Source organism: Microbacterium trichothecenolyticum (assembly GCF_000956465.1).
Lineage (GTDB): Bacteria > Actinomycetota > Actinomycetes > Actinomycetales > Microbacteriaceae > Microbacterium > Microbacterium trichothecenolyticum.
The window spans coordinates 15,627-38,547 of the sequence record NZ_JYJA01000019.1; the positions used below are offsets into that span (position 1 = coordinate 15,627).

Consider the following 22,921-nt stretch of genomic DNA (forward strand, 5'->3'; position numbering starts at 1 on the left):
GCTCGGCCTATGGCCGTCGATCGTGAGCGTGTCGCCGTGCTCGTGCGCGAACTGCTCGAGGCGATCGGCGAAGACCCCGAGCGCCCCGGGCTGAAGCAGACGCCTGAGCGCGTCGCCGACGCGTACACCGAGTTCTTCGCGGGGGTGGGGACGGATGCTGCCGCCCCGCTCGCGCACACCATCTCGGTGTCGCGCGGCCCCGCCCCAGACACGCTGCCGTCGGGCGCGGTGATCCTGCGCGACATCATCTTCCGCTCGGTGTGCGAGCACCACCTGCTGCCCTTCCGCGGGCACGCGCATCTCGCATACCTCCCCGGCGAGCAGGTCGTCGGACTCGGCGCGCTGCCCAAGGTCGTGGACATCCTGTCGTCGCGTCCCCAGGTGCAGGAGCGCCTGGGCGAGCAGATCGCCGACGTGATCGCCGGATCCCTCGACGCCCGGGGAGTGCTCGTGGTGCTCGATGCCTCGCACGAGTGCGTGACGATGCGCGGCGGGCGGCAGCCGGATGCCTCGACCGTGACGATCGCCGCCCGCGGGGAGCTCGCCGAACCGGCCGCGCGCGCCGAGCTGATCGCGCTGATCGGGGCTGGTCGCGGATGACGCTCATCATGGGCGTCGTCAATGTGACGCCCGACTCTTTCAGCGACGGCGGGCGGTACGTGGATGCCGAGGCCGCCGTCGCCCACGGACTGCTGCTGAGGGCGCAGGGCGCCGACATCCTCGACATCGGCGGCGAGTCGACCCGGCCGGGTGCTGAGCGCGTGGCGCCGGACGTCGAGCAGGAGCGGGTGCTTCCCGTCGTGCGCGCCCTCTCGGATGCAGGGGTCGTCGTCAGCATCGACACCATGAACGCCTCGACCGCCGCCCTGGCCGTCGAGGCGGGCGCGCGGATCGTGAACGACGTCTCGGGCGGCATGGCCGACCCCGGGATGCTGGCGGCCATCGCCCCGACCGACGCGGACGTGGTGCTCCAGCACTGGCGCGGCCACTCCGCGGACATGTACGCGCGTGCCGTCTACGACGACGTCGTGGCCGAGGTCACGCGCGAGCTCACCGCCAGGATCGCGGCCGCCGCGCAGGCCGGCATCGATCCCGCGCGGGTCATCGTCGATCCCGGGATCGGCTTCGGCAAACGCGGGGAGCAGAACTGGCAGACCTTGCGAGGGCTCGACCACTTCGTCGCGATGGGCCAGCGGGTGCTGATCGGCACCAGCCGCAAGCGCTTCCTCGCCGACGCGCTCGCCCAAGACCCCGCCGACGCCTCCGAGGCCCGGCGCGATCTGGCGACCGCGGTGACGAGCGCCCTCGCGGCGCAGGCGGGCGTGTGGGCGGTGCGCGTCCACGATGTCGGCGCCACGCGGGATGCTCTGGTGGTCGCCGAGCGGTGGGCAGGTGCGGATCGATCAGGCGGCCGGGAGGGCTGATGGACTTCATCGACGAGATCACGCTCACCGGTGTGCGCGCCTACGGGTATCACGGGGTGTTCGAGGACGAGCGCCGCGAGGGCCAGGAGTTCGTCGTCGACGTGACCCTGTACCTCAGCACTGCGGAGGCGGCCGAGACGGACGACGTCACCGACACCGTGCACTACGGCGAGGTCGCCGAGCGCATCGTCGAGCTGGTCGGCGGGGAGCCGTTGAACCTCATCGAGGGCGTCGCGGCGCGCATCGCCGACGACCTCCTCTCCTACGACCTCGTGCGGATGGTCTCGGTCACGGTGCACAAGCCTCAGGCCCCGATCACCGTCGCGTTCTCCGATGTGGCGGTCACCATCCGACGCGGCCGCCCCGTCGAGCCGGCGTGGACGGTGGGCTCGTGAACCGCCGACTCGCCCAGGGCTTCGACGGCGACTCCGACCGCCATCCGCGGGAGGCGGTCGAAGCCGTCGTGGCGCTCGGCGCCAACCTCGGCGACCGTGCCGAGACGATGACCGCGGCCATCAAGGACCTCGCCCGCGTGCCGCTGGTCGACGCGGTCCGCGTGTCGGAGCCGATCGAGTCGGTCGCGCTGAAGCCGGAAGGACCGGATGCCTCCGCTCCGGCGTACCTGAACGCCGTGGCGATCCTCACCACACGCCTGGCGCCCTCGGTGCTGCTCGGCTACCTCCACGCGATCGAGCAGCGCCACGGCCGGGTGCGGTCGGTCGCTCGTTCCGCGCGCGAGGGAGGCTGGGAGGACCGCACGCTCGACCTCGACCTGATCGCCTACGGTGACGTCGTCAGTGGCGACCCGCGGCTGCTCCTCCCGCACCCACGGGCGGTCGAGCGCGACTTCGTGCTCGGGCCGTGGCTGACCGTCGATCCCGACGCGGTGCTCCCTGGCGTCGGCCGGGTCGACGAAGCGCTGCGCCGACTGCGGGCGGGGGACCGATGAAGCGCACCGGCGCCGGCGTGCTGATCATCGCCGCGGTCCTCGGAGTCGCGGCGGGGTTCCTCGCGGATCAGGTGCTGACCTCGTCGGGGAGCCCCACGTTCACGCCTGCGGTGACACTGCCCATCCTCCTCGTGCTGCTCGGCGTGGTGGTGATCGCCCTCGCGATCCCGATCCGCCGCGCCACCCACGGCACCGCCAGCAGGAAGGTCGACCCGTTCCGCGCCGTGCGCATCGCGATGCTCGCGAAGGCGTCGAGCATCGTGGGCGCCGCGATCGGCGGGCTGGGTGCAGGCCTGTGGATCTTCCTTTCGACCCGGCCGGTCACGCCCTCGCTAGGCTCGTTGGGAACGGTCATCGCGACGACCGTGTGCGGCGCCCTGCTGGTCGCCGCGGGTCTGGTCGCGGAGCACCTGTGCACGATCCGGAAGGACGACGATGACGAACAGCCCGGAGGCGATGACCCCGGACTCGAACCGCGGATCCACGGCCACTGACGCGGCGGCTGCGGCTGTCCCCGACGCCGGCCCGGAGTTCGAGCGGCTCGTCGAGCCGCGGTCCGAGAACCGTCTCTCGCTCGAGGGTGGGGTGTGGCACCAGATCTCGCCGAAGTACGTGACGGTGCAGCTGATCTCGACGGGGTCGTTCCTGTTGGTCGTCATCGCCGCCACGCTCGTGCTCACGCTGCTGATGCACCAGCTGTGGGCGTGGATCCCCGGCGGCATCATGACAGTGATCCTCGCGTGGACCCTCGCCATCCTTCCGCGACAGGCGCGGGCGATCGGCTACCAGCTCCGCGACGACGACCTCGTCTTCCGTCGCGGCATCCTGTGGCAGCGCTTCGTCGCCGTGCCCTACGGCCGCATGCAGCTCATCGACATCACCCACGGTCCGCTCGACCGCGGCTTCGGCATCGCGCAGCTCAAGTTCGTGACGGCCGCCGCCGCGACGGGCGTCGTGATCCCGGGGCTGGCGCAATCCACCGCCGAGACCCTCCGCGACCACCTCGTCGAAGTCGCCGAGAGCCGCCGCACCGGGCTATGAGTACGCTTCCCCCTCCTGAGCCGACGCCTGCCGGACCCGGCGTTCCGCCGCCGCAGCTGGTGCGGTCGCCGCTGAGCGACGGCGAGTGGCACCGCCTGCATCCGCTGACCCCGTTGCTGCGCGGCGGCCTGTTCCTCATCGTCGTCATCGGCATCGTCTTCGCGAACCTGCGCGATCGCCTGCTGTACATCTTCCTGCCGTGGCTCGCGCCCGGGGTGGGGGACGAGGTCGTGGAGTGGGAGCAGGTCGGCGGCGACCCCGTCGACTTCATCATCGCGAACAACCTCTACGTACTGGCGGGTGTCGCCGTCCTCGCGGTTCTCATCGTGCTCGTGGCGGTGTTCTACACCTCGTGGCGCTTCCACACCTTCCGCATCACCGACGACGACGTCGAGGTGAGAAGCGGCATCCTGTTCCGCACACAGCGGCGTGCGCCCCTCGACCGGGTACAGGGCGTCAACCTCACGCGGCCGATGATCGCGCGGCTGCTGGGTATGGCCAAGCTCGAGGTCGTCGGCGCGGGCACCGACGCGAACGTCAAGCTCGAGTATCTCTCGACCGCCAATGCCGAAGCGGTCCGTGCCGACATCCTGCGCCTCGCGTCGGGGCGCCGCCTCGCGATGACCGCCGGCCCCGGCGGTGCGGCCGCGCCGCGGCAGGCCGGCAGGGTGGCGTCCCTCAGCCAGACCGTCGGACGCGAGATCACGGGGCTCATCGAGGGACCCGAGGCCCCGGTCGCCGAACGGGAATCGGTCGTGCACATCCCGGTCGGCCGGCTCGTGGCATCCCACGTCCTCAGCGCGTCGACGCTGGGACTGCTGTTCGCCGTCGTCGCCATCGTGATCGGCGTCAGCCAGGGCGTGACGTGGCTGCTGTTGGGCTTCGTGCCCGCGATCATCGGTTTCGGCGCGTACTGGGTGCGCTCGATCGTCCGGTCGCTGCGCTACTCGATCGCCCCGACGCCCGACGGCGTGCGCATCACGTTCGGACTCTTCACGACGATCACCGAGATCGTCCCACCCGGCCGGGTGCATGCCGTCGAGGTGACGCAGGGGGTCTTCTGGCGCCCCGCCGGGTGGTGGACGATCCGCATCAACCGCCTCACTGGTCGCAGCGCCGCCGACAGCACGACCGATCAGTTCACGACGGTGCTGCCGGTCGGCACCGCGGCGGACGTCGAGCGGGTGCTGCGCCTCCTCCAGCCCTCGCTGCCCGACGACGAGCGGGCACTCATCGTGCGGCAGGGCATGTTCGGGCCGACCGACGATGACACCTTCACGAACACGCCCAAGCGCGCCTGGTGGATCCGGCCGTTCTCCTACCGCCGCAACGGCTTCCGCCTCACCGACGACGTTCTCCTGATGCGGCGTGGGGTGGTGTGGCGCAAGCTCGTGATCCTCCCGCTCGCTCGCCTGCAGAGCTTCGGGCTGTATCAGGGGCCGCTCGACCGTGCGTCGCGCGTGACCAACGTGCGCGCGCACGTCGTCACGGGCCCGGTCTCGCCGTTCCTCGCAGCCGTCGACCGGGACTCCGCCCTGGCGCTGTTCGACGACGTCGCCCGCGGGTCGGTGCGCGCCACGCTCGCCGACCGCACGCACCGCTGGGCCGAGGACGAGACGGTCCCCACGCCCCCTCCGGGCGCCGTCCCCGCTGCCCTCGTCTCCACGGCGCGCGATCTTGACGTGCCTGCCGGGCCGCCGCCCGCGGGTCCCGTCACCGTCGGGACGGCTGCGCCGCCGGTCCCGCCTCCGCCCGCGGGATACACCGTTGCGGCCGAGCCGGGCAAGGACCGCGCGTGAGCCGGGACGGCCGTCTCGGCGTCGGCATCATCGGCGCGGGCAGGGTCGGACCGGTGCTGGGCGCGGCACTCGGTGGAGCCGGGCACGCGCTCGTGGGGGTCACGAAGGGCTCCGACCCCGAGCGAGTCGAGGCGATCCTGCCCGGCGTTCCCGTTCTGGACGCGACCGAGGTCGCCCGCCGCAGTGAGCTCGTGATCGTCGCGGTGCCGCACGACCAGCTCGAAGGTCTCGTCAGCGGTCTGGCCGAAGTCGGCGCGTGGCAGCCGGGGCAGCTCGTGCTGCACACGGATCCGGCCTGGGGCGCCGGCATCCTGTCGGCCGCCGTGGCGAAGGGTGTGATCCCGCTCGCCGTGCACCCGGCGATCGAGTTCACCGGAACCTCGATGGATCTGCGTGCGCTCTCCAGCGCGTACGCGGCTGTCACCGCGCCCGCTCCCGTGCTGCCGATCGCGCAGGCGCTCGCCGTCGAACTCGGCTGCGAGCCCGTGGTCGTCGAGGAGTCGGCGCGCCCCGCGTACGGGGAGGCGATCGCGACTGCGCGAGTCTTCTCGCGGTCCATCGTGCACCAGGCGGCCGCGCTGCTGGCGGAGGCCGGCGTGCCGTATCCCGGGTCGTTTCTCTCGGCTCTCGCGCACACCACGCTCGACCAGGCCCTCGCGGAAGCAGGCTCTGGTCCCGCGAGCGGCGAGCCCCCCGCTACGATCCAAGGATGATCAGCACCGTCGACGAGCTGCGCGCTCGGCTCGCCGAGGTCCGCTCCGCCGCCCCGGAGGCGCGCGTCGCGCTCATCTCCACCATCGGCTCGCTCCACGACGGACACATCGACCTCGTGCATCGCGCGCGCGAAGTGGCCGACATCGTCGTGGTGTCGGTGTTCGTCAACCCGCTGCGCTTCGCCTCGCCTGCCGAGTTCGCCGCGTACCCCCGGACTCCCGACGAGGACGAACGTCTGCTCGAGTCGCTCGGGGTCGAGGTCGTGTTCGCACCGGACGCGAGCGAGCTGCTCCCCGACGGTTCGAATACGACGAAGGTCACCGCGGGCGACCTCGGCCTTCGCTACGAAGGGCGCGCACGCCCGTTCTACTTCGACGGGCTCCTGACGGTCGAGGCCAAGCTGTTCCATCTCGTCCGGCCGGACGTCGCCCTCTACGGCGAGCGCGACCGGCAGCGGGTGTTCCTGGTACGCCGCATGATCCGCGATCTGTTCTTCGACGTGGAGGTGGCGACCGTCGAGACCGTGCGGGGTGACGACGGACTGCCGGTGTCGACGCGGGTCGGCATGCTCGAAGACCGCGACCTCGTGGCCGCCGCTCTCCTTCCGGCCGCGCTCGACGCGGCGGCCGCGAACGCGGACCGCGGCATCGACGCGTGCATCGCCGCCGCGCAGTCGACCCTGATGGGGGAGCCGCGGATCCGGCTGGAGTACTTGAGCGTCGTCGACCCGGCCACGTTCCTGCCCGTCGACGAGGGCAGCAACGGCCCCGCCCTCGCCCTCATCGCCGCCTCGGTGGCGGGGCACCGATTCATCGACAACGCCGAGATCTACCTGGGCTGACGCCGGGTACGAGGGCTGGGAGGCGACATGCGCGTCACACGGATCGGCGGTCCGACCGCCCTCGTCGAGTGGGAGGACTGGCGGATCCTCACCGATCCCACGTTCGACCCGCCAGGGCGCACGTACTTCTTCGCGCTGGGCACGTCGTCACGCAAGACCACCGGTCCCGCGATCTCGCTCGAGGAGATCGGCCCGCTCGACGTCGTGCTGCTGAGCCATCATCACCACGCCGACAACCTCGACGACGCGGGCAGGGCGGGGCTGTCGGCAGCGCGGACGGTGCTGACCACGGTCGCGGGCGCCAAGGCGCTGACGTCCGACGGCGCGCACCCCGACGCCCGAGGCCTGGCTGCCGGAGATGCCGTCACCCTCACCGCCGAGGGCAAGCGCGACCTCGTCGTCACGGCGACCCCATGCCGGCACGGCGCTGCGCTCACCAGGCCGATCGTCGGGTCCGTCGTGGGTTTCGCCCTCTCGCTCGGGGGTGCCGCCCGTCCCGGCCTGTGGGTGACCGGCGACACCGTGATGTACGGAGGCCTGCGGCGTGCGGCGACCGGGCTGCGGCCCGAGGTGGCACTCGTGCACATCGGGGCCGTGAAGTTCCCCCTCACGGGGCCGCTCTCGTACACGATGGACGCCGATGACGCGGTCGAGCTCATCGAACTTGCCCAGCCTGGCGTGGCCATACCGATCCACGTCGAGGGATGGAGTCACTTCTCCCAGCAGGAGGACGCCGCCGCGGCGGTCTTCGACGCCGCCCCGGGGGCGGTGCGGGAGCGAGTCCGCTGGGCGCCGCTCGGCGTGCCGGTCGACCTGCCCTGACGCGATCCGCGTCCGGGCAGCCGCCGGGGATCAACGTGCCCGGTCGTCCGGCCGCGTGCGTGCCGGGAGCGAGTGACGGCGCATCGCAACCCCGGAGCCGAGCGTCGCGAGGAGCACGACGGCGGAGAAGACGAGAAGCACGGTCGTCTCGGCCACGAAGGGAAGGCTCAGCCCCACGAGGAGCACCGGTGCGACGAGGCCTCCGTAGGCGATGAGGAAGAGGAGCGCGAGAGTCTCGCCCCGGCGGTCGGGCGCCGAGAGCGCGCCGGCCGCGGCGATCGCCGAGCGGAACATGATGCCGGCGCCGGATCCGGCGACGACGCCGCCCAGGATGAAGAGGGCGAGGGTGGGGATCAGCGCGCCCGCGGCGATGGACACGAGTCCGACCACGAAACACAGGATCGCGATGAGGAGCTGCGTCCGCTGGGCGACGTGGACCAGAAGCACCTGCGCGAGCGCCGCGGCGCCGAAGACGGCGAAGACGGCGGCACCGTCCACGAGGTGATCGGACACGCGGAACGTGTCGTGGAGGAATGTCGGCGCCAGCGACGTGAACAGCGCGAACAGCGCGAACGAGGCGGCCGCGCCGGTGCCCGCCGCGGTGAAGGTCGTGCCGGACGCGGCGGGGAGTGCCAGCCGCTGCGGTCGATAGGCCGGATGCCGCGCCGACGTGTCGACCGTCTCGGGCACGTGGCGCAGAACGAGCGCTGCGACGACGAAGAGCACCAGGAAGACGATGTGGGGCAGCTCGAGGGGGTCGGGAGCGAACTCGGCGAACGTGCCGCCGACGAGTGGTCCGAGCGCCAGGCCGCCGAGGTTCGCGGCTCCGGCCACCGACGCCGCGACGACCGCGGTCTCCGCGGGGCGCGCCCTCGCGCGCAGTTCGGCGAGGTGGGCGGTCGCCGCAGCGCTGAGTACGCCGACGCTGACCCCGTCGACGAATCGCGCGACGATGAGGCCAGGGACCGTGTTCCACACGATGAAGACGACCGCCGCGAGCGCCGAGACGAGGATCGCGATCACCGCCATCCGGCGTCGTCCCGCCCAGTCGCTGATGTGCCCGATCAGGAACAGGCTGAAGACGACCCCCACCGCGAACGCGGCGAAGATGAAAGTCACGACCGGAACGGGGAAGTCGTCGGCCGCCTGGTACAGGGGGTACAGCGGCGTCGGGACCGTGGCGTAGGCGGTGACGCTCGTGAACGCGGCCGCGACGACCCAGAACCCGGTGAGATCCGACATCGTGCGACGAGCTTGCGACATCGCGTCGTCCGATCGTGTCGAGGTGGGCGTTCCAAGGGCCGTCCCCGACCTTACTCGCGCCCTTGAGCACCTCGGTAGACTTGGGGGTCCGCGTTCTGCGGAGAACACCCCACCGAGGAGCCCACCCCGTGACCGACGCGACCGCGCCAGACGAGCCGACCGAAGAAGAAGTCTTCGAGCAGAAGGCCGTGCGGCTGGCAAAGCGCGAGCGGCTGATCGCGGAGCGCACGGATGCCGCGGGCGGGGCGTATCCGGTCAGCCTGCCGATCACCGACACGATCCCGGCCCTGCGCGATCGGTTCGCCGACCTCGAGGCGGGCGCCGAGACCGGCGTCACCGCCGCGGTCGCCGGTCGCATCGTCTTCAGCCGCAACACCGGAAAGCTCTGCTTCGCCTCGCTGCAGGCCGGCGATGGCAGCCGCATCCAGGCGATGGTGTCGCTCGCGGCCGTCGGTGACGAGTCGCTGCAGGCCTGGAAGGAGCTCGTCGACCTCGGAGACCACGTCTTCGTCTCGGGTGAGGTCATCTCGAGCCGCCGCGGCGAGCTGTCGATCATGGTGTCGGACTGGCGCATCGCGTCGAAGGCCGTGCTTCCGCTGCCGAACCTGCACTCCGAGCTCAGCGAGGAGAGTCGCGTCCGCAGCCGCTTCCTCGACCTCATCGTGCGCGACCGCGCGCGCGACACGGTCCTCGCGCGCGCGAAGGTCAACGCGAGCCTGCGGCAGACCTTCGCGTCTCACGAATTCGTCGAGGTCGAGACCCCGATGCTGCAGGTGCAGCACGGTGGGGCATCGGCACGCCCGTTCATCACGCACTCCAACGCGTTCGATACCGACCTGTACCTGCGCATCGCGCCCGAGCTGTTCCTCAAGCGCGCTGTGGTCGGTGGCATCGACCGTGTCTTCGAGATCAACCGCAACTTCCGCAACGAGGGCGCCGACTCGACCCACAGCCCCGAGTTCGCGATGCTCGAGGCCTACCAGGCGTACAGCGACTACAACGGCATCGCCGACCTCACGCAGGAGCTGATCCAGAACGCCGCCGTCGCGATCTCGGGCTCGACCACCGTGACATGGGCCGACGGCACCGAGTACGACCTGGGCGGCCAGTGGGATCGCCTGTCGATGTACGGGTCGCTGTCGGAGGCGGCGGGCCGCTCGATCACGCCCGAGACGCCGTTCGAGGACCTGGTCGCGCTCGCCGAGGCCGAGGGCGTCGACCTGCCGCCGCACGCGATCCACGGCAAGCTCGTCGAGGAGCTGTGGGAGCACTTCGTGAAGCCGGGCCTCGTGCGCCCGACCTTCGTCATGGACTTCCCGGTCGACACGAGCCCGCTCGTGCGCGAGCACCGCTCGATCGCCGGCGTCGTGGAGAAGTGGGACCTGTATGTGCGCGGCTTCGAGCTCGCGACCGGCTACTCCGAGCTCATCGACCCGGTCATCCAGCGGGAGCGCTTCGTGGAGCAGGCCAAGCTCGCTGCCAAGGGCGACCTCGAGGCGATGCGGATCGACGAGGAATTCCTGCGCGCGCTCGAGCACGGCATGCCGCCGACCGGCGGCATGGGCATGGGCATCGACAGACTGCTCATGGCGGTGACCGGGCTCGGCATCCGCGAGACCATTCTCTTCCCGCTCGTCAAGTAGTCCGCGGGCGGGATCCTTCGGTACGCGGATCACCGGGCGCTCGCGCGGTGGAACGCCCAGTCCGGGAGGTGCCCGGCGTTCACGAACGACAGCACGATCTGCGACAGTCCGTGCTCGGGCTCGATCTCGCACGCGCGCTCCGCGTACGCCGCCGCATGGGTCGAGCGGCCGAGAGCCCACGACAGCCACGCGCACATCGCGAGCGGACCGGGCTGTGCGTCGCGAGGCGCCACCGCGGCGGCCCGCCGTGACAGCTGCAGAGCGGTCTCGAGCCGAGACACCTGCGGCCGATCGCCCTCTCCCCACATGCGCATCGCGAGGTGCGCCGGATACTCCTCACCCGACTCCCACCGCAGCTGTGCATCGAACGCCTCGTCGCCCTGTGCGAGATTGCCGCTCCATTGCACGAGCGCGACATCCCGCAGCGACGGGCGTGCGAGGCACCACACGAGCGCGGCGACGTCGTACGCGTCCGCCGCATCGAGCGGGCGTGCGAGGGCGTCCTCGAAGAAGCCGGGCAGATCGTCGAACCGGCAGACTGCCGCGAGCGCCTGCGGGTCGACCCGTGCCGCCTCGTCGGTGACGGATGCCTCCGCCTCCACCGCGCCCGGCACCGGTGCGGGAACGGGGCCGAGGTCGCTCATGCGCGCGTTCGGCCGCGCAGCGCTCGTCGCGACCTCCGCCCCGCGGGCGGAGCCCGTCACCGCGTCGTCGCACGCGGTGCGAGCCGATCGCGCGGTGCGCGCCGCAGTACCGCCGTCCGCCTGCGGTCCGCACAGCACCGCCACCGCCGTGTCGAGCGCCGTCATCGCCTTCGCGACCCGCTCCCGCTCCTCGGCCGAGCATGCGGGCAGGTCCGCGCCTGTCGACTGATCGCCGTCGGGCTCCGGGATGTCTCCAGCACCGATCCACTCCAGGTCGCCGAGCGGCCTCCCGGTCGCGGGACACTCCGCGTCGAGGAACGAACCCCACCCGTCGCCGGCGACGCACAGCAGATCGGTGACGCGTAGGCCGCACGCATCCGCACGGCGCTCGAGAGCGGCGAGGAGGTCGCGATGCGGCATCCGTTCCTCGTCCTGGAATCGTGCTCCGGTGTAGGCGATCGCGGCGACGGCATCCGCTTCGGGGAGCCGGCAGACCATGCCGGTGACGGTGGCGGCGATCCGGTCGACGGCGTCGTCATCGCCGTCGGGGAGGTCGAACCGCATCGCGCCGAGGCTGCGGGCTCCCTGGAACGGGATCACCACGAGGCTCTGCGTCGGGCGGTAGCCGAGCATGCGGGGGACGAAGGAGAGGAACTGCGCGGCATCCGCGGCTTTCACGACGGTGGGGGTCATGGCCCGAGTGTCGCCACGCCCGATGCCTGCGTCCCGGTTTCCACAGGTGCTCGGCCTGCGGCGCCCGCAGAGGTGCCCCTGGGGAGGAGGCGATACCGGCACGGCGTATCCTTGGAGACATGGATTACTGGGTCGCGGCGCTCTGGACGCTCCTGCCGACCGTCCTCGTGTCGCTGATCTTCTTCTTCGTGCTGCGCAGCATCGTCCGCGCCGACCGCACCGAGCGTCGTGTCTACGCGAAGATCGAGGCCGAAGAGCGTGCCAGGCGCGGGCTGCCGCCGGTGGCTCCCGGCACCGCCTCCACCGACGCCTGACCGCCATCGACGCCGCGGGCTGATCCCCGCCGGTCCCCCCGCGCGGCACCTCGCGACTCCGCCCGGATGCGCGGCCGCGTCCGCCGCCCCCGATAGTGTGGGCACACCGCTTGGTCGGCGTGTCCGATCACGCGGGTCCGCCCGACGCCGGTGAGAGGCTCCGCTCGATGATCACCATCACGTTCGACGCGACGTGGTGGGTGGTGCTCGTCTTCATCGTCGACATCGTCATCCGCGTCACTGCGATCATCGTGGTGCCGCGCAACCGCCGCCCGACCGCGGCGATGGCGTGGCTGCTGGCGATCTACTTCATCCCGATCATCGGCGTGTTCCTGTTCCTGCTGATCGGCAACCCGCGGCTTCCGCGCAAGCGCCGCCGCAAGCAGGAGCGCATCAACGACTACATCCACGACACGAGTGCGTCGCTGGACTTCGGCACGTTGCGCCCCCACGCCCCGGGCTGGTTCACGTCGCTCGTGACGCTCAACCGCAATCTCGGCGCGATGCCCCTCGCCGGCGACAACGCCGCGCACCTGATCCCCGACTACCAGGAGAGCCTCGACGCGATGGCGGACGCCATTCGCGAAGCCGAGCGGTTCGTCCACGTCGAGTTCTACATCCTGCAGGCGGACGCGGCGACCGACAACTTCTTCCGCGCGCTCGAAGAGGTGGCGGCGCGCGGCGTGACCGTGCGCGTACTGCTGGACCACTGGGCGAACCGCGGCAAGCCGTTCTACAAGCGCACCCTCAAGCGCCTGACCGCGATGGGCGCGCAGTGGCACCTCATGCTCCCGGTGCAGCCGCTGCGCGGCAAGTATCAGCGACCCGATCTGCGCAACCACCGCAAGCTCCTCGTCGTCGACGGACGCGTCGCGTTCACCGGCTCGCAGAACGTCACCGACTCGACGTACAACCTGCGCAAGAACATCAAGCGGGGCCTGCACTGGGTCGACCTCATGGCGCGCATCCAAGGCCCGGTCGTGGCATCCGTCAATGCCGTCTTCCTGAGCGACTGGTACAGCGAGACCGACGAGGTGCTCACCGACCAGATCGACCTGTTCGACGTGACCAGCGGGCCGGGCGATCTCGACTGCCAGATCATCCCCTCCGGACCGGGCTTCGAATTCCAGAACAACCTCAAGCTCTTCGCCGGGCTGCTCTACGCGGCGCAGCGCAGGATCATCGTGGTGAGCCCGTATTTCGTGCCTGACGAGGCGATGCTGCTGGCGATCACGACTGCGTGTCAACGCGGCATCCATGTCGAGCTCTTCGTGTCGGAGGAGGGCGACCAGGCGATCGTCTACCACGCGCAGCGCAGCTACTACGAGGCGCTGCTGCGCGCGGGCGTGAAGATCTGGATGTACAAGAAGCCGTTCATCCTGCACACGAAGAGCCTCACCATCGACGACGAGGTCGCCATCGTCGGCTCGAGCAACATGGACATGCGCTCGTTCGGTCTCAACATGGAGATCTCGATGCTCGTGCGCGGCGAGGAGTTCGTGCGCCAGATGCGCATCGTGGAGGACATGTACCGCTCGCTCTCACGGGAGCTCACGCTCGAGGAGTGGGAGAAGCAGCCGCTGCGCTCGACGGTGCTCGACAATCTCGCGAGGCTCACCTCGGCCCTGCAGTAGGGGGTTCTCCCGGCGGATCGTGACCTTGACGTGACCGGACTGCTGAGATTCCGGGGCGTTTTGCGACACGATATGGGTGACGGATGCTGCGGGGGATGGCGTCCGCAGAACTCCAGGAGGCCTCGCATGCCCACTCGCTCCCGTTCACTGCTCGCCGGTCTCGGCCTGGCGCTGCTCACCGCAGGACTCCTGACGGCCTGCGCGACGCCCGCCGGCGGCGGCACCACCCCGACGCCGGCCGCGACCGGCAAGGACGACGACAGCAGCAACGAGCAGGAGGTCGGCGCGGCCTGGCTCGACGGCGGTCGCATGGTCGGCATCGTCACCCAGGGCAGCTCGACGTGCATCCCGGTCGCCGAGGAGGCGACCTACGAGAACGGCGTGATGAAGGTCACCCTGGTCGACGCCGAGGGCGACGAGGCGTGCACCGCCGACCTCGTCCCGCGCGTGACGCTCGTGGGCACCCCCGACGGTGTCGACCCGGCGAAGGGCGTCGAGATCGAGGTGACCGGCGACGGCTGGCACGGCGACACCGACCTCGAGGGCGTCGAAGGCCTGAAGACAGGCGGTGAGACCGACTACCTGCCGAGCGCCGGCTGGACGGACGTCGACGGCCAGTTCGTGATCCTGTCGTGGGGTTCGTCCTCGTGCGCTCCCACGATCGAGAACACCGAGCCGACGAGCGCGACCGAGGTCACGGTGACCTTCGTGACCCCGCCTGCAGACCAGGTCTGCACCATGGACATGGCCCCGCGCGGTGTCGTGACGGCGGTGAACGGCCTCGAGGACGAAGACGCCGACACCTTCGCCATCCTCACCGGCGGCGAGTTCGACAACATCCGCATCCCGATCTACCCCAACTGACGCGTGGGATTCCGGATGCCGCGGCCCGCGGCATCCGGAATCCCACAACCGGTCCGCCCGCCCCGCCTGCCGCCGCCGCCCCGCCCGCCCCGTCATCGCTCCGCAGTCACTTTTGGCGTGTTCCGAGCCTCGAGTCCGGCCGTTTCTGACTGCGGAACGCCGTGGCCGGGCGCCGCGTACCCCGGCGTTCGCGCAGCTTCGTTCGGCAGTCACTTTCGGCGCGTTCCCGGCGTCTGTCCCGCCCTAGCTGACTGCGGAGCCGCCGTGGGCTGGGCTCCGTCCCCAGGCGTTCGGGCACCTTCGTTCCGCAGTCACTTTCGGCGCGTCCTGGGCCTCGAGTCCCGCCCATACTGACTGCGGAGCGGCAGGCGCTGGTTCCTCCCCAGGAGGAGTGAACGGTGCCGTCGTCCACAGAACGCGGAACGCAGTTCCACCGCGACCGACCGCGCGGTCAGGATCGGGCGGCATGCGCAGAACGCCGCTTCCACACGGTCTCGGGACGGTCTTCACGATCGCGGAGGCGCGGAGTGCGGGTGTCCCGAGGTCGAGGCTGCGGGCTCTCGACCTCGACAGCCCCTTCCGCGGGCTCCGCGTGGTGTGCGACGCAGTCCCCGCGTCGCCGGGAACGCGGTCCAAGGCGGAGGAGGCGACCGCAGCCATTCGCGAACGTGCCCTCCTCTACGCGCGGGTGATGCCCGCGAATCAGTTCTTCTCGCACGTGACCGCTGCGGTGTTGTGGGGGCTGCCACTCCCGTCTCGCACCCTGACCGATGCGTTCGGTCGTCCCCGGATGCTCGACGTCGCGGTGCGGGCTCCGCTGCGGCATCCGCGGCACGACGGAGTTCTCGGCCACCAGGTGAAGCAGCGAAGCGTCGCGGTCGTCGATCACCCGAGCCACGGCCTTCCGCTGACGAGTCCCGCATTCACCTGGGTGATGCTGGCGGCGGTCGTGCGCGACGAGTACGACCTCGTGGCGCTCGCCGACGGGGTCGTCCGCGAGCAGATGTTCTCGGGGGACGCGCAGCCGCTCGGCACTCTCTCCGAGCTCGAATCGGCGGTGCGGTCTGGCCGCAGGGTGGGCATCAGGGCGTTGAGGACGGCATTTCCTCGTGTGCGCACCCGTTCGGCGTCGCGAATGGAGACGCGCTGCAGGTTGATCATCGTCGACGCGGGTCTGCCGGAGCCGCTCCTGAACCATGCGGTATTCGACTCGATCGGGGGACTCATCGGAGTCGTCGACCTCGCATACCCCGAGCTGAGGATCGCCATCGAGTACGAGGGTGAACACCATCTTCGCGATCCCGAGCAATGGGCGAAGGACATCGCTCGCTACGAGGCGCTGGCCAGCGCCGGCTGGTTCGTGATCCGAGTCACGAGGAACGACGTGTTCGACGGTCGGGCGGACCTCGTCCGCCGCGTGCGGTCGGCAATCCGCTCCCGTCGCTGACGGCGACCTCCGCCATCGCCGCTCCGCAGTCGCTTCGGGCGGGTCGCCCCACCGGGAGCTGACCAAACGTGACTGCGGAGTGGGGACGGATGCTGCGGCGGTGGGCGGCCAGAATCCTCAATCCGCCCACACCAGCAGGTCGCCGACCTCGCAATCCAGCGCCCGGCAGATCGCGGACAGCGTCGAGTAGCGGATCGCGCGGGCGCGGTCGTTCTTGAGGATCGACAGGTTCACGACCGAGACTCCGACGAGTTCCGACAGCCGTGTCAGGGTCATGCCGCGCTCCTCGAGCAGCTCGTCGAGCCGGCAGTGCACCCCGGAGGGGCCGTCGTCGTCGGCGGGTGTCACACGAGCCCCCGGACGTCGCGCTGCAGCGCGGCCCCGTGCCGGAACACTGCGCCGAGAGCCCACAGCGCGACGGCGGCGCCGATCGGCCAGAGCGGCACCGTGAGCCGGTAGATGCCCGTCGCGGTCACTGCCGCGTCACTCGTGCTCGGCGGCAGTACCTCAGCCGCGGCCATCGCACGGCCGATGTCGCCGGCGAGTCCGCCGCCGAGGCCGGCCGCCAGCACGACGACGGCTGCGATGACGAGCCAGCGGCCGGCGATTCGAGCGAAGGGTGTTCCCCGCAGCGCCTCGCGGCACACCACGACGAGGAGCACCGCGGGCATCGCGATCACCACGAGCGTGAGCAACTCGCCGAGGGCGAGCATCACCTTGGCGCCCGCGCTGAGCACCGTGATCGTGAGGTCGGCCGCCGGGGCATTCGCGCACCACAGTGCCGTGGTCGCCGTCGGCTCAGCGGGAACGGTCTGTTCGCACGGCAGCGTCTCGGGCCACACCAGCGCCACCGGGACACCGGCGACCCACGTGTCGACCGCGCTGAGCCAGCGCCAAATCGTGAGCCCGGCCGCGAGTACGGTGAGCGCGAGCCACATGCGGGCGACCGCGCCGGTCACCTCGAGGATCACGCTGGGGCTCTTTCGTCGCCGCGCGTCCCAGACGAGCAGGCCGACGATCGCCGCGAGGATCGCGAGCCCTGCGAGGGTGAGGAGCAGGGCGCCGCCGAGGTCTGTCCACCCGATGCCCATCAGACCAAAGCCTCCGTGTCCTTCTGCATGCGCACGCCGATCTGGAAGGCCGCGGCTACCAGCGCGAGCCCGAGCGCCCATCCGACCGGAGCAAGGTCCAACGACAGACTCCATCCCATGAAGCCCTCGTACGGTCCGTCGCCCATGTCGCCGGCAGTCATGTGGCGTGCGCCGAGGTAGGCGACGACCGATGCCCGCGCCGCGCTCGCCAGCACCTGCGAGCCGAGTCCTCCGACCAGCACCGCGATCGAGGCCACGCCGACGACGTTGGGAAGCGACCGCACAAACGGGCGTCCGCGCAGGAGAGCGATGGCGAGCCACGCCACTGCGAGGCCGATCGAGAGAGTTGCGAGCAAGGGCAGCGCGAGTTCGAGGTACAGCAGCCAGCGCGTGCCGTCGGGGAGACCTGTCAGGTCGATCCATGCCGATTCGTAGCCGGCGTCTACAATCGCGCTCGACTTCTCGGTGAACGCAGGCACCAGCGCGTTCCCGAGCGGGAAGCCCGACACCCGCGAAGGCTCCCGGGTGAACACCTGGATCCCCGCCGTCACCAGAAAGACCGCGCTGCCGCCGGCGACGAGCAGGGCGCCCGTGCCCACCAGGGCGACGACCCACTCCTCTACCCGCGAGAGCGCCGTGGCGCGGTCGCCGCGTCTGCTGCGCACCATCACCGCCACCACGAGCGTCGCCACGACGATCGGCAACCCGACCCAGAGTGCGAGGAATCCCCATCCCATGCCTGACCCCATATCGATAAACGTTGTTATCGAAAAACGATAAGCCCGATGGATGCTGCGGCGCAAGGCATCCGTTCCGTTTCGCGCGCGCTATGCCCACGGCGAACACGGCCGTGCGCTCCCGAGCCGCTGGCTACCCTCGATGTAAGGCGAGATGGGCTCAGCAGACCCACACCGCCCCGGAGGAGTGAACGATGTTCGAGAGATTCACCGACCGTGCCCGTCGTGTGGTCGTCCTCGCCCAGGAAGAGGCGAAGATGCTGAACCACAACTACATCGGCACCGAGCACATCCTGCTCGGTCTCATCCACGAGGGCGAAGGGGTCGCCGCCAAGGCGCTCGAGAGCCTGGGCATCTCGCTCGACGCCGTGCGCGAGCAGGTGCAGGACATCATCGGCCAGGGCCAGCAGCAGCCGACAGGGCACATCCCCTTCACGCCGCGAGCCAAGAAGGTGCTCGAGCTGAGCCTGCGCGAGGCGCTGCAGCTGGGCCACAACTACATCGGCACCGAGCACATCCTCCTCGGCCTCATCCGCGAGGGCGAGGGCGTCGCCGCCCAGGTGCTCGTCAAGCTCGGGGCCGACCTCAACAAGGTGCGCCAGCAGGTCATCCAGCTGCTCTCGGGCTACCAGGGCAAGGAGCCCGCGGGCGTGGCCTCCGGCGCCGGCGAGCAGACCCAGGGCACGACACAGGGCGGCTCGCAGGTGCTCGACCAGTTCGGCCGCAACCTCACGCAGGCCGCGCGCGACAACAAGCTCGACCCGGTCATCGGGCGCGAGAAGGAGATCGAGCGCGTGATGCAGATCCTGTCGCGTCGCTCCAAGAACAACCCTGTCCTGATCGGCGAGCCGGGTGTCGGCAAGACCGCTGTCGTCGAGGGGCTCGCTCAGGCGATCGTCAAGGGCGACGTGCCCGAGACGCTCAAAGACAAGCAGCTCTACTCGCTCGACCTCGGCTCGCTCATCGCCGGCTCCCGCTACCGCGGTGACTTCGAGGAGCGCCTCAAGAAGGTCACCAAGGAGATCCGCACGCGCGGCGACATCATCGTCTTCATCGACGAGATCCACACCCTGGTGGGTGCGGGTGCCGCCGAGGGCGCGATCGACGCCGCCTCGATCCTGAAGCCGCTCTTGGCCCGTGGCGAGCTCCAGACGATCGGCGCGACCACGCTCGACGAGTACCGCAAGCACTTCGAGAAGGATGCTGCGCTCGAGCGCCGCTTCCAGCCGATCCAGGTCGCCGAGCCGAGCCTGCCCCACGCGATCAACATCCTGAAGGGGCTGCGCGACCGCTACGAGGCGCACCACAAGGTGCAGATCACGGACGGCGCGATCGTCGCGGCAGCGAACCTCGCCGACCGCTACATCTCGGATCGGTTCCTCCCCGACAAGGCGATCGACCTGATCGATGAGGCCGGCGCGCGCCTGCGCCTGTCGATCCTGTCGAGCCCGCCGGAGCTGCGCGAGTTCGACGAGAAGATCGCCAAGGTCCGTGAGGACAAGGAGCGCGCCTCCGAAGACCAGGACTTCGAGAAGGCCGCGTCGCTGCGCGACGAGGAGAAGTCGCTCCTCGCCGAGCGCCTGCGCCTCGAGAAGCAGTGGCGCTCCGGCGACGTCGCCACCCACGCAGTGGTAGACGAGGGCCTGATCGCCGAGGTGCTCGCCCAGGCCACCGGCATCCCGGTGTTCAAGCTCACCGAGGAGGAGTCGAGCCGTCTCGTCTTCATGGAGAAGGCGCTGCACCAGCGCGTCATCGGCCAGGAGGAGGCGATCGCCGCACTCTCGAAGACGATCCGCCGTCAGCGCGCGGGCCTCAAGGACCCGAAGCGCCCGTCGGGCTCCTTCATCTTCGCCGGCCCCACGGGCGTCGGAAAGACCGAGCTCGCCAAGGCGCTCGCCGAGTTCCTCTTCGACGACGAGCACGCGCTCATCTCTCTCGACATGTCGGAGTTCGGCGAGAAGCACACCGTCTCGCGGCTGTTCGGCGCCCCTCCCGGGTTCGTCGGGTTCGAAGAGGGCGGCCAGCTCACGGAGAAGGTGCGTCGCAAGCCGTTCTCGGTGGTGCTCTTCGACGAGATCGAGAAGGCCCACCCCGACATCTTCAACTCGCTCCTGCAGATCCTCGAAGAGGGTCGCCTGACCGACGGTCAGGGTCGTGTCATCGACTTCAAGAACACGGTGATCATCATGACGACGAACCTCGGTTCGTCGGCGATCGCCGGAGGCCCCGTGGGCTTCCAGGTCGAGGGCAACAGCGGCACGACCTACGAGCGCATGAAGGGCAAGGTCAACGAGGAGCTGAAGCGCAACTTCAAGCCCGAGTTCCTGAACCGCGTCGACGACATCATCGTCTTCCCGCAGCTCGACAAGGACGAGCTCCGCCAGATCGTGGGTCTGTTCACCAAGCGCCTCGGCGAGCGGCTGCTCGACCGCGACATGACGATCGAGCTGACGGATGCCGCGAAGGACAAGCTGATCGAGATCGGCTTCGACCCCGCGCTCGGCGCCCGGCCGCTGCGTCGCGCGATGCAGCGCGAGGTCGAGGACCGTCTTTCGGAGAAGATCCTGCACGGCGAGCTCGACGCGGGCGACCATGTGAAGGTCGACGCGCAGAACGGCGAGTTCGTCTTCGAGCACGGACCGCGCGGCGACAAGGTCGCTGTCGGCGTCGTGCACAACGGCGAGATCACCGCCACGCCGGATCTCGCTGCGAACGCGTAAACCTGATCGGAACGAAGAGCGGATGCTGCGGCATCCGCTCTTCGTCGTTCGTGGGTGCGTTCGTCGGCGAGCGGGGGTCTTACGCTGGACGGGTGGCAGAGTTCACGGTCAGGCCGGCGCGCACGAGCGACGTCCGCCGCATCCAGGCGCTCCTCGAGCCGTTCGTGCAGCGGCGCATCCTGCTCGGCAAGGACCTCGTGGTGCTCTACGAGGCGACGCAGCAGTTCCTCGTCGCCGAGGATGCGAACGGCGACCTCATCGGCTGCGGCGCGCTGCACGTCATGTGGGAGGACCTCGGCGAGGTCCGCACCCTGATCGTCGCCGACGGCTGGCTGCACCACGGCGTGGGCCGCGCGATCGTCGAGGGCCTCGAGACGAACGCCCGTACGCTCGGCCTTTCGCGCCTGTTCTGCCTGACGTTCGAGGTCGAGTTCTTCACGCGCCGCGGGTTCGAGCAGATCGGCGAGCAGGTCGTCGACCCCGACGTCTACTCGCAGCTCATCCGCTCTCCCGACGAGGGCGTCGCGGAGTTCCTCGACCTCGCGCATGTGAAGCCGAACACTCTCGGCAATACCCGGATGATCAAGCGCCTCTGACGCTCGCGGTGCCGCCGGGTCGCGGCATCCGGGGCGCGCCGACGAGAGAAGGCCACGCCCGCCGTTAGCCTGGTGAGCATGACCGGCACCACCCCCCGACGTCGCCCCTCCAAGGCGGTCTACCGTCGCCGGCGGCTTGTGCTGATCGTGGGGCTGCTGGTCATCGCGGCGGTCGTCTGGCTGCTCATCGCTCAGCCGTGGGCGGGGGCGGCGACCACATCATCCGAGGACAAGCCCCCGGCGAAGAACACGGCCGAGTCGCTTCCCGTGCCGTCGTCGCAGGCGACGACCGGAGGAACCGACACCGGCGCCGTCGAGGGGGCTGTCGTCGAAGGGCAGACCCCGACGCCCGGGTCCACCCCCACCGCACAGCCGTGTGTCGCGAGCGAGATCACGGTCGAGCCGGTCACCAGCGCCGACACCTACGCGGGCGACCAGCAGCCGCAGTTCACCATCTCCCTCACCAACAACGGTCCCGACTGCACGATGAACGTCGGCACGAGCGCCCAGTCGTTCACGGTGACCAGCGGCGACGATATCTGGTGGCGCTCGACCGACTGCCAGAGCGAGCCCAGCGACATGATCGTGCTGATCGCCGCCGGGCAGACGGTGTCGAGCGCAACGGCCCTCTCGTGGGATCGCACGCGCTCCGCGGTCGGCACCTGCGCCGACGGCAACCGCCCGATGGCTCCCGGCGGCGGCGCCTCGTACCACCTGTCGGTCGAGATCGGCGGCATCCCCTCGACCGAGCCGAAGCAGTTCCTGCTCTACTGAGACGATCGCGGGAAGCGACGACGGCGCCGGATACCGCTGCGCAACGCGTGAACGCGCGCCGGACGTTTGCGTTCATTGCTTGGAACAAATGCGCAGCCGGTGCCGCGTGTGTCATCGTGGCTAGTGGCTTCGACAGCACGCCCGGCCCATCCCCAGAGGGGCGCAGTAGGGCGGTGCGTTCCCCTGTCCCCAGCAGGAAACGCACGCGCCGTTGATAGCCCGGCCCCCCTCGGGCTTCGGTAGCTGGCAGGCGACGGGCTCGAGGGGGGCTGCTCGGAAAGCGCCCGCGCATACTCGGCCGTTCCCCAGTAGGCATGTCGTGAGGCGAGGCTCCCACAGCCTCCCCAGCGCCTCACGACGACGCCACATTCAAGGTACCTTGTCCCCCAAATGGGGGACACCGAACCGGAGATTTCTTGCGCGAATCTTGCGGTTGCGTTCACGACCCGGTTGCTCTCGCCATCAGTCGCAGACGCGCGCAACGTCAGCCATCTCCGCATGGTGGGCGCGCGGACCTTCCGGCGGACGCGGATCAGGGCGGTCGGGCGAGGGCGCCGCCGCGCCCGGGCCACGATCGGAGTAGGATCACGGACGAACGCGGAGATTCGAAATGCTTCGTGGAGCTGGGGAGCTCGAATGGACTGGGGAGTCTTCGTCTGGCGTCGTCGTTGTCGCGCAGACCGCCGATGCTATTGCTGGCCTTCGGGCTTCGCCGGGTGTTCGTCGCGACGGCGGATTGCGGCAGTCGGCCGCACGTCGTAGCCACACGCTGCGTCGCCGGCGACGGGGCGCGTCACGTCGCGCATGCCGGTGTCGGCGGGGCGTGGGCCCGTCGCGGGCCGACCGGCTAGAGTGAACGCGATTCCGTTGCAGAATCAGCGCAAGGTGTCCCCAGCACCGATCCCCGGCCT

Annotated in this window: 23 protein-coding genes; 18 read left to right on the plus strand and 5 right to left on the minus strand. The window is 70.2% G+C overall.

Translation table 11 applies throughout. The features are described from left to right. Positions 1–9: 9 nt before the first annotated feature. The 10 genes from folE to RS82_RS01485 are packed head-to-tail and all read left to right on the plus strand — an operon-like array spanning position 10 to position 7,590. Complete coding sequence (folE, locus tag RS82_RS01440; RefSeq protein ID WP_045296428.1) at positions 10–600, plus strand: GTP cyclohydrolase I; 591 nt, start codon at positions 10–12, stop codon at positions 598–600. Next, positions 597–1,424, plus strand: coding sequence for a dihydropteroate synthase (gene folP / locus RS82_RS01445; protein WP_045296430.1), 828 nt, complete (start codon positions 597–599; stop codon positions 1,422–1,424). The genes folE and folP overlap by 4 nt, the downstream gene beginning before the upstream one ends. Then, positions 1,424–1,819 (plus strand): dihydroneopterin aldolase, encoded by a 396-nt coding sequence (gene folB / locus RS82_RS01450; RefSeq protein WP_045296432.1) that lies wholly within the window; start codon positions 1,424–1,426, stop codon positions 1,817–1,819. The genes folP and folB overlap by 1 nt, the downstream gene beginning before the upstream one ends. After that, a complete protein-coding gene (gene folK, locus RS82_RS01455) occupies positions 1,816–2,373 on the plus strand; it encodes a 2-amino-4-hydroxy-6-hydroxymethyldihydropteridine diphosphokinase (protein ID WP_045296475.1) in 558 nt (185 codons plus the stop codon). Before folB ends, folK begins: the two co-directional genes overlap by 4 nt. Next, on the plus strand, positions 2,370–2,867 hold the full coding sequence (locus RS82_RS01460) for a DUF3180 domain-containing protein (protein ID WP_045296433.1): 498 nt from the start codon (positions 2,370–2,372) through the stop codon (positions 2,865–2,867). Before folK ends, RS82_RS01460 begins: the two co-directional genes overlap by 4 nt. After that, entirely contained in the window at positions 2,809–3,414 is a 606-nt protein-coding gene (locus RS82_RS01465) for a PH domain-containing protein (protein ID WP_045296434.1), read from the plus strand. Before RS82_RS01460 ends, RS82_RS01465 begins: the two co-directional genes overlap by 59 nt. Beyond that, positions 3,411–5,213, plus strand: coding sequence for a PH domain-containing protein (locus RS82_RS01470; RefSeq protein ID WP_084695397.1), 1,803 nt, complete (start codon positions 3,411–3,413; stop codon positions 5,211–5,213). The genes RS82_RS01465 and RS82_RS01470 overlap by 4 nt, the downstream gene beginning before the upstream one ends. Continuing rightward, positions 5,210–5,926: a DUF2520 domain-containing protein gene (locus RS82_RS01475; protein WP_045296435.1), complete on the plus strand. Its 717-nt coding sequence runs from the start codon at positions 5,210–5,212 to the stop codon at positions 5,924–5,926. Before RS82_RS01470 ends, RS82_RS01475 begins: the two co-directional genes overlap by 4 nt. Next, on the plus strand, positions 5,923–6,768 hold the full coding sequence (gene panC / locus RS82_RS01480; RefSeq protein ID WP_045296436.1) for a pantoate--beta-alanine ligase: 846 nt from the start codon (positions 5,923–5,925) through the stop codon (positions 6,766–6,768). Before RS82_RS01475 ends, panC begins: the two co-directional genes overlap by 4 nt. A gap of 27 nt (positions 6,769–6,795) precedes the next feature. Beyond that, a complete protein-coding gene (locus RS82_RS01485; RefSeq protein ID WP_045296437.1) occupies positions 6,796–7,590 on the plus strand; it encodes an MBL fold metallo-hydrolase in 795 nt (264 codons plus the stop codon). A 30-nt stretch (positions 7,591–7,620) separates the two neighbouring features. Here RS82_RS01485 and RS82_RS01490 read toward each other — a convergent pair whose 3' ends face one another. Then, on the minus strand, positions 7,621–8,832 hold the full coding sequence (locus tag RS82_RS01490) for an MFS transporter (protein WP_245619484.1): 1,212 nt from the start codon (positions 8,830–8,832) through the stop codon (positions 7,621–7,623). Positions 8,833–8,981: 149 nt separating this feature from the next. Between RS82_RS01490 and lysS the strand changes: the two genes are divergently transcribed. Next, a complete protein-coding gene (gene lysS / locus RS82_RS01495) occupies positions 8,982–10,496 on the plus strand; it encodes a lysine--tRNA ligase (protein WP_045296439.1) in 1,515 nt (504 codons plus the stop codon). A 29-nt stretch (positions 10,497–10,525) separates the two neighbouring features. On the opposite strand, the gene RS82_RS01500 is transcribed toward lysS, so the two are convergent. Continuing rightward, positions 10,526–11,833 carry a DUF4192 family protein gene (locus RS82_RS01500; RefSeq protein ID WP_045296440.1) on the minus strand — a complete coding sequence of 436 codons (1,308 nt, stop codon included), beginning with the start codon at positions 11,831–11,833 and terminating at the stop codon, positions 10,526–10,528. 119 nt (positions 11,834–11,952) lie between these two features. Here RS82_RS01500 and RS82_RS01505 point away from each other — a divergent pair, with 119 nt between their 5' ends. The 4 genes from RS82_RS01505 to RS82_RS01520 all read left to right on the plus strand — a co-directional run bounded on the left by RS82_RS01505 (position 11,953) and on the right by RS82_RS01520 (position 16,092). Next, on the plus strand, positions 11,953–12,147 hold the full coding sequence (locus tag RS82_RS01505) for a hypothetical protein (RefSeq protein ID WP_045296442.1): 195 nt from the start codon (positions 11,953–11,955) through the stop codon (positions 12,145–12,147). A 167-nt stretch (positions 12,148–12,314) separates the two neighbouring features. Beyond that, a complete protein-coding gene (gene cls / locus RS82_RS01510; RefSeq protein ID WP_045296477.1) occupies positions 12,315–13,781 on the plus strand; it encodes a cardiolipin synthase in 1,467 nt (488 codons plus the stop codon). A gap of 126 nt (positions 13,782–13,907) precedes the next feature. Further along, the gene (locus RS82_RS01515) at positions 13,908–14,645 is read left to right on the plus strand and encodes a hypothetical protein (protein WP_045296443.1); all 738 of its coding nucleotides are present in this window, start codon (positions 13,908–13,910) and stop codon (positions 14,643–14,645) included. A 691-nt stretch (positions 14,646–15,336) separates the two neighbouring features. Next, on the plus strand, positions 15,337–16,092 hold the full coding sequence (locus tag RS82_RS01520) for an endonuclease domain-containing protein (protein WP_245619485.1): 756 nt from the start codon (positions 15,337–15,339) through the stop codon (positions 16,090–16,092). A gap of 117 nt (positions 16,093–16,209) precedes the next feature. Here RS82_RS01520 and RS82_RS01525 read toward each other — a convergent pair whose 3' ends face one another. Genes RS82_RS01525 through RS82_RS01535 form a run of 3 tightly spaced genes read right to left on the minus strand, consistent with a single transcriptional unit; the run spans position 16,210 to position 17,920 of the window. Then, positions 16,210–16,440 carry a helix-turn-helix domain-containing protein gene (locus RS82_RS01525; RefSeq protein WP_045296445.1) on the minus strand — a complete coding sequence of 77 codons (231 nt, stop codon included), beginning with the start codon at positions 16,438–16,440 and terminating at the stop codon, positions 16,210–16,212. Beyond that, positions 16,437–17,183 carry a hypothetical protein gene (locus tag RS82_RS01530; protein ID WP_045296446.1) on the minus strand — a complete coding sequence of 249 codons (747 nt, stop codon included), beginning with the start codon at positions 17,181–17,183 and terminating at the stop codon, positions 16,437–16,439. The genes RS82_RS01525 and RS82_RS01530 overlap by 4 nt, the downstream gene beginning before the upstream one ends. Then, complete coding sequence (locus RS82_RS01535) at positions 17,183–17,920, minus strand: hypothetical protein (RefSeq protein ID WP_045296447.1); 738 nt, start codon at positions 17,918–17,920, stop codon at positions 17,183–17,185. Before RS82_RS01535 ends, RS82_RS01530 begins: the two co-directional genes overlap by 1 nt. A gap of 194 nt (positions 17,921–18,114) precedes the next feature. On the opposite strand from RS82_RS01535, the gene RS82_RS01540 reads away from it, so the two are divergent. The 3 genes from RS82_RS01540 to RS82_RS01550 all read left to right on the plus strand — a co-directional run bounded on the left by RS82_RS01540 (position 18,115) and on the right by RS82_RS01550 (position 22,010). Further along, positions 18,115–20,640, plus strand: a complete 2,526-nt coding sequence (locus tag RS82_RS01540) for an ATP-dependent Clp protease ATP-binding subunit (protein WP_045296449.1) — start codon at positions 18,115–18,117, stop codon at positions 20,638–20,640. Positions 20,641–20,732: 92 nt separating this feature from the next. Beyond that, on the plus strand, positions 20,733–21,236 hold the full coding sequence (locus RS82_RS01545) for an amino-acid N-acetyltransferase (RefSeq protein ID WP_045296450.1): 504 nt from the start codon (positions 20,733–20,735) through the stop codon (positions 21,234–21,236). A gap of 78 nt (positions 21,237–21,314) precedes the next feature. After that, positions 21,315–22,010, plus strand: a complete 696-nt coding sequence (locus RS82_RS01550; RefSeq protein ID WP_052676642.1) for a hypothetical protein — start codon at positions 21,315–21,317, stop codon at positions 22,008–22,010. Positions 22,011–22,921: the final 911 nt, after the last annotated feature.